8 protein-coding genes and 1 pseudogene are annotated in these 9608 nt (G+C 69.8%); 6 read left to right on the forward strand and 3 right to left on the reverse strand.

Features of this window, described 5'->3' with window-relative positions; all coding sequences use genetic code 11:
* Positions 1-239: 239 nt before the first annotated feature.
* On the reverse strand, positions 240-1784 hold the full coding sequence (gene pdxR / locus AWZ10_RS46655) for a MocR-like pyridoxine biosynthesis transcription factor PdxR (protein ID WP_079104740.1): 1545 nt from the start codon (positions 1782-1784) through the stop codon (positions 240-242).
* Between pdxR and AWZ10_RS46660 the strand changes: the two genes are divergently transcribed.
* The 3 genes and pseudogenes from AWZ10_RS46660 (at position 1760) to AWZ10_RS46670 (ending at position 4234) form a co-directional block, all read left to right on the forward strand.
* Positions 1760-2068, forward strand: coding sequence for a putative quinol monooxygenase (locus tag AWZ10_RS46660; RefSeq protein ID WP_060894303.1), 309 nt, complete (start codon positions 1760-1762; stop codon positions 2066-2068). The two genes, pdxR and AWZ10_RS46660, sit on opposite strands and share 25 nt — an antisense overlap.
* Before the next feature lie 159 nt (positions 2069-2227).
* Positions 2228-3064: pseudogene (locus tag AWZ10_RS49825) on the forward strand (SpoIIE family protein phosphatase); the annotation flags it as partial.
* A 270-nt stretch (positions 3065-3334) separates the two neighbouring features.
* On the forward strand, positions 3335-4234 hold the full coding sequence (locus tag AWZ10_RS46670) for a nuclease (protein ID WP_244172795.1): 900 nt from the start codon (positions 3335-3337) through the stop codon (positions 4232-4234).
* 12 nt (positions 4235-4246) lie between these two features.
* Here AWZ10_RS46670 and AWZ10_RS46675 read toward each other — a convergent pair whose 3' ends face one another.
* Entirely contained in the window at positions 4247-4624 is a 378-nt protein-coding gene (locus AWZ10_RS46675) for a hypothetical protein (RefSeq protein ID WP_060894306.1), read from the reverse strand.
* The gene (locus AWZ10_RS46680; protein WP_060894307.1) at positions 4624-4863 is read right to left on the reverse strand and encodes a hypothetical protein; all 240 of its coding nucleotides are present in this window, start codon (positions 4861-4863) and stop codon (positions 4624-4626) included. The genes AWZ10_RS46675 and AWZ10_RS46680 overlap by 1 nt, the downstream gene beginning before the upstream one ends.
* 1419 nt (positions 4864-6282) lie before the next feature.
* On the opposite strand from AWZ10_RS46680, the gene AWZ10_RS52155 reads away from it, so the two are divergent.
* From AWZ10_RS52155 to AWZ10_RS46690, 3 genes are all read left to right on the forward strand, one after another.
* A complete protein-coding gene (locus AWZ10_RS52155) occupies positions 6283-6450 on the forward strand; it encodes a hypothetical protein (protein WP_159058631.1) in 168 nt (55 codons plus the stop codon).
* Positions 6451-6671: 221 nt separating this feature from the next.
* A complete protein-coding gene (locus AWZ10_RS46685) occupies positions 6672-8258 on the forward strand; it encodes a radical SAM/SPASM domain-containing protein (protein ID WP_060894308.1) in 1587 nt (528 codons plus the stop codon).
* Between the two features lie 93 nt (positions 8259-8351).
* On the forward strand, positions 8352-9608 hold a 1257-nt coding region (locus AWZ10_RS46690), incomplete at its 3' end, for a carbamoyltransferase N-terminal domain-containing protein (RefSeq protein WP_244172796.1).

The following is a 9608-nucleotide window of genomic DNA, read 5'->3' on the forward strand; positions in this document are numbered from 1 at the left end:
GGCCACCTGCGCCGCCAACACCACGTCGTCGCACGCCGGTTCACGGATTGCCTCGGCCTCTCCTGGGCAGGGACCGGGACCTGGTGTCGATGACGATGCCGTCGGTGGTGGCCGCGGTTGGGTTCGCCTTGGTACGGACGTGCGTCTCCCGCCCGAGGTTGTCACCGTCCGCCGGTTGCGGACGGGTTGCGCGCCAATATCGCGAGGACTGAGCCACCGTAATCGGACGGGGCTTCCGCTCATGGGCGAAGCTCGAGGAGGACCTCCGCGATCTGCTCGGCCGCCCACTGCGCGCGGGTCGGGGCGAGTCGGCCGTAGCCGATGACCAGGGCCGGCGGGTGGCGCCGGATGGCGTATCCAGAGAGGGCCGCGGTGGCGATGCCACGGCCTGCGAGGTGTTCGGCGACCGTTTCGTCGTGGAGCCCAGGAGGCAAGGGGACCAGCAAGTGCAGGCCTGCGGCGATGCCGTGGACCGGGCCGCAGTCGCGGATGACAGCGTGGCTCCCCAGCGCGGTCACGAGGGCGTCACGGCGGGCCCTGTAAGCCTTGCGCACACGCCGTAGGTGTCTGTCGTAGCCGCCGGTGTCGGCCAGCCTGGCGAAGGTGAGCTGGTCCAGGGTGCTTGGGCCGGCGGCTGCGGTATCGAGGGCGTCAAGCAGCGGTTGGCGCAGTGCCGGCGGTGGGACCATCCAGCCCAGACGCACTCCGGGATGCAGGGTCTTGCTGACCGAGCCCAGGTAGACCACGCGGCTACGGTCGAGGCCGGCCAACGCGCCAATGGGTCTGCGGTCGTAGCGGAACTCCGCGTCATAGTCGCCCTCGATGATCACGGAGGTGTGCTGCTTGGCCCAGGCGAGCAAAGCCAGTCGCCGCGTGGGGGACAGAGCCGTGCCTGTGGGGAACTGGTGGGTCGGCGCGCACAGCACGGCCTGGGAGCCGGATTGGTGCAGCGCCTCGACGTCGAGGCCCTCGGCGTCCACGGCGACCGGCTCGGTGGGCAGGCCGACGGCGGCCGCGACCCGGTGCAGACGGGGCCAGCCGGGATCCTCGACGGCCAAGTGCGGCACCCCGCGTGCGGCCAGGACTCGCGCCACCAGCGACACTCCATGGGAGGTACCGCAGGTGATGAGTATCTCGTCAGCCTCGACGGTCAGTCCGCGTACCCGGCTCAGATAGGCAGCGAGGACCTCCTGCAACCGCCGCGCTCCTGCCGCCGGCGGGAAGACCGATGGTTCCCAGTCGGCGGTGGTGAGGACGTGCTGCAGGGACCGGATCCACGCAGGCGAGGGGAATGCGGCCACGTCCGGCGCGCCCGGCCGAAGGTCGGCCACCACCGGCAGCGGGGCAGAGGCTCGCCGGATTGTTGGTGTCCGCTCCGGGTGGCGCATGGCGGGATGGGTCGTGACGCGGGTGCCGGAGCCCTGCCGCGTCTGCAGTTGGCCCTCGGCGGCGAGTTGCGTGTACGCCTCGTTGACGACCCACCGGGAGCAGCCGAGTTCGGCGGCCAGCGCGCGGCTCGGGGGTAGCAGGTGGCCCGGTGCCAGGCGGCCCTCCACGATTGCGGTCCTGATCCCACTCGTCAAGCGCTCATTGAGCGACCCACCGTCCTCGGGCAACTCGATGAGGAGGCCGGTAGCAAGATTGGTTCGGTGAAAGCCCATAAAAATGGACTGTATAGCCGGACCACTCTTCTTTAGCGTGGTTCCTATGCAGCTGGTGGCAACAAGCCGCCGCGCCACGAACAGGAACACCCTCCCTGATGACGGACATCGAATCTCACGCATTGACAGTCGTCGCCCAGCTGCGAGCCAAGTCCGGCAAGGAGCAGGCTCTGCGCCAGGCGCTCACAGCGCTCGTGGCGCCTACCTCGCGTGAGCCAGGCTGTGTCACCTACAACCTGCACGTCGATGTGGACGACCCCGCCTCGTTCTGCTTCTACGAAATCTGGCGCAGCCCCGCCGAACACGCTGCCAACCTTCAGACCGCCCACCTACAGGACTTCGCAGCCCGGATGGACGATCTCCTCGACGGCGAGCTCCGCGTCAGCCTTCTACGCCACATCGCCTGAATCTGCTGAATCTGCTCACTCAACAAGCCCGATGCCACATGGTCGACTCGATCGGCGGCCATCCTCGCCCTGTCCTGAACGCAGCCCGGGCAGGGCTGTGGCGTCTCGCTTGACGTTCGGTTCGTGACAATCCGTCGGCTCGGTGGGTCCGGGGATTTTGTCGACAGCGAGGAAGGCGCGGACCGGGACGACCAGGGTGTCACCGGAGCCACGTGTCTCTACGCGATCTACGACCCCACATCCGGGAAATGTTCCCTGGCCCGGTCCGGGCATTCTGAACCGGCCCTGGTCCATCCCGACGGGACCGTGGAGTACCTCGACGTGCCGGGATCACCGCCGCTCGGCCTGGGCGGCGGGGAACCCTTCGAGACCGCCCAACTCACCCTGCCCGAGGGTTCCCGGCTGATCCTTTACACCGACGGCCTGATCGAGGACCGCGAACAGGGCATCGGCACCGGCCTCACAGCCCTACGCGACGCGCTGTCGCGCTCGGCCGGACCTCGCAGAAGACCTGCCAGGACGTCCTCGACGCCCTGCTTCCGGCCCGTGCCGGCGATGATGTCGCCCTGCTCGTCGCCAGTACGCGCCTGCGCAACCCCGCGCAGGTCGCCGACTGGGACGTGCCGGGCGACCCCGCGGTCGTGGCCGGAAGCAGGGCCGACGTCACCCGGCGGCTGGAGTCCTGGGGACTGGCAGAGCTGGTCTTCTCCACCGGGTTGATCATCAGCGAGTTGGTCACCAACGCCATCCGCTACGGCACCGAGCCGAGACGGCTGCGCGTGCTGCACGACCAGGACAGCCCGATCTGCGAGGTCGCCGACGGCAGCAGCACGTCACCACACCTGCGCCGGGCGGCGACCACGGACGAGGGCGGGCGGGGCTGTTCCTCGTCGCCCGGTGTTCTCACAGCGATGGGGCACGCGCCACATGGCCCGAGGCAAGGTCATCTGGACCGAACAGCCCACCCAGGGCCCGGCGCCCGACTCCGGCGACATCTCGGCCGAGGCCCTGCTGGACCAGTGGGAACGCAGCCTGGTGCTCCAAGGACGCGGCTTCGCGTTTGCCCCGCGCCGAGTCACCCCGCCGCACTCAGCCGATCGCCACACCTCGGGGTAGTGCGAGTGCGGCGACCAGCCTGCTCACCCTTTCGCGCGCGCGGCCACTCTCCCGCTCGCGCGCCCCCTGGTCGTTCCCGCATTTCATGGACCTGGGCAATGACAATGGCGTCCGAGGCTCTCCCTCTCCCCCACGCCACTGGAGACAACCATGCCCACGCCAACGCCCACGCCCATGCTGGCCATCAAAGGGACGTATCGAATCATCAGCACCCGGCCGGACGGCGACACCGTCTCCTTCCTGCCCCAGGATCCGGGCTTCTGGTGCGACGTCCCCGGCAGGAACCGGGTCAAGCGCAACAGCCGCGGCGGCGGCACGGTCCGGATGGACGCCATCGACGCGCTGGAGACCCACTACGAGGGAGTTGGCCCCGATGAGGTACACCAGCCACTGAACCTCGGAGCGCGCGCAGCCCGTGACGAGCTGCTGTCCTGGCTGGGCTTCCACAACATCCTCATGGACGAGAGGGAGAAGGTCACCGCCTCGACCCCGGAGACCGTGCCCGGCTTCGTCCTCGCGAGCGGTGCCGACATCTTCGGCCGCTGTATCGCTCTGGTCGGCCGCGGCGACCTGCCGCCGGGCGTCAAGAACGGCAAGCGCACCATCGTGACCGCCGACCACCTGCGCCAGACCGCCAACCACCGACTGCTCGAACTCGGCCTGGTCTATCCGACCTTCTACAGCAAACTCCCCGACGAACTGCGCGAGGACATGGCCGAGACCACGCGACGGGCACGCGCCGCCAAGGCCCCCAATAGCGTGTGGGCCAAGGACGTGACGTTCGAGGACGGCGCCAAGATCAAGGACCTCACTTCCATCACCGCGCACCAGGTGATCCTGCCGAAGCTGTTCCGCCGACTCGCGGACTACATCCGCCTCTTCGGCCCGTCCCTGACCTGCTTCCCCGCCTATCTGGCCGGCGAATACGAAGAGTTCCGCCTTGCCGGGCAGGAAGGCTCCGTCCATGGGCTGCAGCACGTCATCGAGATCATCGACAACACCATCAGGATGACCCGGCCGATCGAGGACATCACCATCGTCGAGAAGTGACGTCCGCGGGCGTCAGGTGGCGGTGGGCCAGGTCCGCAGCAGAGCGGCGATCTTCCCGGCGGTGCAGGCGGGGTCGAGGAGCAGGTCCTTGAGGGCGACGGCGTCTTCGCGGGCGGGCTTGACGTGGACCCCCGCGGCTTCGAGGTACATGACGCCGCAGGCGGCGGCGACAGCCATGTTGGAGCGCTCCAGCCAGCGGCAGCGGCCCAGCGTGTGCACCAGGGCGGCGGCTTTGGCGTAGGGGCCGTCGTAGACGGACTGCTCGAACAGTGCGGCGCGATGGCGGGCGACCGCCGAGACGGGAACGCCGTAGTCGTCCGGGGCGGGATCGTCCGCCCCGGCAGCCTCGGCGACCTGGAGGATCCACGGAACGTCGATGTGCAGATCCATCAGGCCGCGCGCACTCCCCGGGCGGTCTGCTGGGCGTCCTCGGCCTCGTCGAAGACCGTCTGGTGTTCGGCCAGGAAGCGGGCGGCCGCGTCCACCGCACGGGCGCGCAGGCCGCTGGCATCGTCCTGCACCAGCCGGGCAAGGTAGTCCCCGATGCTCAGCCCCAGGTCCGCGGCTCGCCGCTTCGCGAGTTCGGCAACGTCCTCATCCACGCGCGCGCCCAACTGTGTCTTCGCCATACCAGCATGGTAACAGCTGTTACCGAGGCGACGGGGGCATCCGCCGCGAAACCAGCGGCCTCAGCCGTCGGCGGGGCAGCAACCAGGCGTACGCGCTCGAACGGGGAGGCCGGGAACATGCCTGACGCGCGCGCGGACCGCGGCGTACGGGGCGTCCTCCTGATGCCGGGCCGCACAACGCTGAACATCACCGCGGACCCGGCCGCCACGGCCCAGCCGGCAGCGAGTCCCTCACCGGTCCGGTCACAGGCCTTCCTCCTGCACACCGACGACGGCGCGGCACCGACGGCGTACGCCTCGGGTGACCCGTCGACCTGGACGCCCACGCCGAGGCGCCACCGCGCGTCGAATACGAGCTCGCGCTGCTCGGGCAGCAGTTGGGCACGGTGCCGGGCGCGATGGCGCAGTGGGGCGAGACCGTCCATGCCCCCACCTGCATGCGTCCGCCGCCGCCATCTTGGAGGACGCCGAACCTGCTGGGCGCCAGCGCTGCCCCACGGGCCGACGCCGGCTCCATGGTCTTCGGCACGCCGACCCGCCCAACGGACAGCCGACGCCCTGCCCGACAACAGGGGCTCCACCCTCCCGCCTACCTCCCCACACCCCGGTCGTGCCCGCCCCGGCGCACCGCCTTCGGACCTCACCGCCGGCGCAGCGTCCGCCCGGGTCGCCATCGTCCTGGCCAGGTCTTCACCCTCGCTCTCAGGGTCGCCCTCCACTCACGGATGGAGGCCCCACCCGGGGACAGCCCAGGGCCGAACCCCTTCGCTCGCAGGAGGTCCGGGCTCCTGTCGCGTGGTGCGCTGGACGATGGCGATCGACGGACGTACGGCGGTGACGGCATGGGGCGGCGATGCCCCGCAGACGTTCGGCGTGCTCACGTAGCCGTTCACTGATCGGCTGCGGCACGTGCGTGGCCTGTGTGGCGAGGGCGTCGGCGCGGTCCCGCAGCTCTGCGGCGTGGTGGTCGGTGCGGACGATGCGCCGCAGCGGAGCACGTAGTGATCAAGTCGTGGCGCCCTGCACGTCGCCGAGCCGGGCGCACCGCTGCCCCAACGGCCTCTGGGAGCAACCGGTCCACATAACGGCCGCAGGGTCGCGCGCGCCGCTGCCCCGCCCGGGTCTTGCCAAGGCCATCCGGCCGCGCACCCCCTTCCGGCCGGAATTCGTATCGCCCTTGAGCCATACGGGAGGCACCAGTAAAGATCAACCTGCCGGCCTGCCGGAATTCCGATCAAGAAAAGATACCGGGCAAACACCAGGCCGGCCCGGCCACCCCCGGACAGCCGGAGATCGATTCCGCGCGATAAGTTATTCGCCAGCCCATTGATTCGAGCATGTCCTGATCAATACTTATCGCCCCTATATTCTTCTGCTTCAGTAGAACGCGTTGTGTCCCGCACCTATCGAGGAGGCCACATGGCCGAAGTCAGGAAGGTCATCCGACCTGCGGTCACCGCGTCGTCGCGGCCCTGCGCGTTCGTCTCACCGGACAAGGGCAACGCGCCGACCATCACGCCCGTCCGCAAGCAGGCGGAGGTCGACACCGCCCCTGCCGAGCAGCGGAAAGAGTCCGCCTCCGCCTAGCCGCCGAGGCTGATCGAGGCTCGTCCGCCAGGCCGGGCCCCGGGCCGCCGCGCGGACCGAACCCCAGGACGGGGTCGGTCCGCGTCCCAGGGGCAGCACGCCCGAAATCCCCTCCGCCGACGCCGTGCCGCGCGCCCGCCGCACTCCGCAGCCGGGCCGTGGAACATGGCCGCGCCACGCACCGTACCGAAAGCCGTGAGACGCAGGGAGAAGTCTTCAGCATGCAGAATTCGGTGTACCAGTCCTCGCGTTATGTCCGCACCCTGCGTACCGCGGGCGACCGGGATTTCACGTCTTTCGGAGGACACCTCAATTCTTTTGAGGACGACGACCGGACCATGGCCTTCCATTCGCTGTATGGAAATGCGCGGCTCATCGACAGGGACGTGATCGAACTCCTGAGGGACGCCTCGCAGGGCCTCAGCGTGGACCGGCTGCGGGAGCGGATCGACGACGATGCGCTGCGGGACCTCGTGGAAGCGCGGTTCCTCGTCGAGGCGGGCCACGACGAGGCCCAGGAGATCGACAGCCTGCTGGAGAACCGCCAGGACGTGCTGGGCACCGGGGTGTTCCACTCCTCCATCCAGCTCGTGCTCACCAACGCCTGCAACTTCTCCTGCCAAGGCTGCTTCGCGTACAACTTCGACGGCGGTGTGGAGGAGCGCAACACGTCCGGCGAGTCCGTGAAGCCCGGCCCTGTGCTCGTGGAGTTGCGCCGCTCCCGGGAGGACGGTTCCGGTCCGGCCCGCCAGGACTCGGGGCCCACGCTGGCGAGCGGCGACTGGAACCACGGCTCGGACACCGGCCGCAACCCCTCGATGCACATGTCGCGCGAGGTGGCCGAGAAGACGATCAAGGAGGCCATCGCGCTGCGCAAGGCCAACGGCGGCGGCCATCTGACCGTGTCCTTCTTCGGCGGCGAGCCCACGCTGGCCCGGGGGACGATCCTGCACGTGTTGCGCACGTTCGGCGACAGCCACAACGGGGTCACCCTGTCCTACGACCTGACAAGCAACGGCTCCCGCATCGATGACGAGCTACTGGCGGCACTCGCCGAGCACCGGGTCGACACCACGGTCTCCATCGACTACCTGGTGCCGGAGACCGGCGAGTTCCGCGGCGGACAGCAACAGCGCACCCCGTGGCCGGTGGTCCGCAAGGCGATCCTCGACATGAAGGCCGCAGGCGTCCCGGTCAGCATCACCACGGTCCTCTCCCAGTACACCTGGGAGAAATGGGGCAACCCGCTGATCGACTTCGTCGCCGAGGCGGGTCTGGACTCCCTGGATGTCATCGTCTCCTTCCAGGCCAGGGAGTTCTTCCAGCAGCACAGCCCGCACGACGTGGCGCAGCGGCTGCTGGCCGCGGTCGACTACGGGCGCGAGCGCGGGGTACAGCTCAGCGGCTACTGGTACCAGACCTTCCAGATGATCATCGACGAGGCCAAGTGGGCTCAGCAGGCCGACTACAAGACGTGTCCGGCGGTCGGCCGACAGCTCTCCATCGAACCCAACGGCAGTGTCTTCGCCTGCAAGGCCACCGCCCGCGTGCTGGGCACCATCGACGACTGGCAGGGCATCTTCGCCTCCCCCGCCTACCAGGACTACGGCATGCGCGCCTACACCAACGGACCGGGCTGCCAAGGCTGCGAGCTGCAGGGCACCTGCTCGGGCGGTTCGGCCGGCGCGCTGGAGGAGGAGAACGGCTCGATCCAGGTGATGTCGTCCGGCTACTGCGCCTACATGCGCGAGGTGGTGCAGGGCCTCCTGGAGCGGCACCACGTGCAGAGCCTCGCCGCGCTGTCGTGAGCGGGTCCCGCAGATGTCCCCGGCGTCCCGCCCACGGCGGGACACCGGTCCACGGGTCCCCCGCAGCCGGCTGAGGAATAGGTGACTGGTTCCATGGCAACGATCGGAATGCACTTCGGCCACGACGCGGGCGCCGCCCTGACCGACACGGACGGCTACCTCGTCATCGAGGCGGAACGCCGGCTGCGGCTGCGCCACGTGTGCGGGGGGAACGGCGGCTTCCCGCAGGCTGCGGCCGGTTGGCTGACGGAGCTGCGGGAGCGGGCGGCGAGCCCGGTGACCCGGGTCGCGGTGGCCGACTGGTACACCCCGGTGTGCCAGGTCCTGCCTCCGGCGCTCGTCGAGCTGGTCAACGAGGACGCGCGCTGGACGGCCACGGGTGGGATCGGGCTCGCCGACGCGGTGACCCGGGTGATCAAGCCGGTGGACTGGCCGCTCGCCGAAGGGCTCGGCGACATCACGCTCGTCGCCGTACGCCACCACTACGCACACGCCGCGCTCGCGTACTACGGCTCCGGCGCCCGCAAAGCCCTTGTGCTGGCCCTCGACGGGACCGGCAACTACGCCGAGTGCGGCATGGTCTGCCTCGGCGACGGCGACCAGCTCACCCCGGTGATGTCGTTCACCAACCGCGGCGGCCCGCGCTTCGGCCTGGTCTACGAGGCGCTGGCCCGGCGGGTGCACGGCAGCCAGTTCGACACCGGCAAGCTGCTCGGCCTGGCGGCGACCGGCGAGAGCGACGACGCCCTGCTGCCGGTGCTGCGCGCCATGCTGGTCCCGCAGTCCACCCGCCGCGCCTCGCCCGACCTGTTCGAGGAGCTGGACGAGGACCGGCTGAACGGGTCGGCGCTGCGCTACGCAGACACCTGGTGGGAGTACGACCCGGTCAGCGGCGGCTATCTGGACGTGGGCCTGGCCGACTCCTCGGACGACGACGTCGTGCACAGCTTCGGGTCCGTCTTCCCCGATGAGATCCGCACCCCGGACGGCCGTACGACCGTGGTGGGGACCTCGCCCGACGAGCGGATCTGCAGGGATCTCGCCGCCACCCTGCAGTCCGCCGTGGAGCGGGACCTCACCCGGCTGGCGACCGGCCTCAGCCAGCGCTTCCCGAGCTACTCCACGCTCTGCTACGCGGGCGGTTGCGCACTCAACATCACCGCCAACAGCCGCCTCGCCGAGTCCGGGCAGTTCACCCGGGTGTCCATCCCGACCTGTTGCGACGACTCGGGCATCGCGCTGGGCGCGGCCCTGGCCGTCGCTGAGCCGTCCGACCGTCCAGCCCTGGCGGGCCGCTCGGGGTGGGCGCGGCTGGCTTATGCCGGGCCGCCGTTGGAGGGGCTGGACGAG

Origin of the sequence: Streptomyces europaeiscabiei, from assembly GCF_001550375.1 — a bacterium.
Lineage (GTDB): Bacteria > Actinomycetota > Actinomycetes > Streptomycetales > Streptomycetaceae > Streptomyces > Streptomyces europaeiscabiei.

Excerpts from the sequence above, each read along its gene's own strand:
- AWZ10_RS46660 (WP_060894303.1), top strand. The coding sequence starts at position 1,760 with ATGACGGACATCGAATCTCACGCATTGACAGTCGTCGCCCAGCTGCGA.
- AWZ10_RS46680 (WP_060894307.1), bottom strand. The coding sequence starts at position 4,863 with ATGGCGAAGACACAGTTGGGCGCGCGCGTGGATGAGGACGTTGCCGAA.
- AWZ10_RS46670 (WP_244172795.1), top strand. The coding sequence starts at position 3,335 with ATGCCCACGCCAACGCCCACGCCCATGCTGGCCATCAAAGGGACGTAT.
- AWZ10_RS46685 (WP_060894308.1), top strand. The coding sequence starts at position 6,672 with ATGCAGAATTCGGTGTACCAGTCCTCGCGTTATGTCCGCACCCTGCGT.
- AWZ10_RS46675 (WP_060894306.1), bottom strand. The coding sequence starts at position 4,624 with ATGGATCTGCACATCGACGTTCCGTGGATCCTCCAGGTCGCCGAGGCT.
- pdxR (WP_079104740.1), bottom strand. The coding sequence starts at position 1,784 with ATGCGTGAGATTCGATGTCCGTCATCAGGGAGGGTGTTCCTGTTCGTG.
- AWZ10_RS52155 (WP_159058631.1), top strand. The coding sequence starts at position 6,283 with ATGGCCGAAGTCAGGAAGGTCATCCGACCTGCGGTCACCGCGTCGTCG.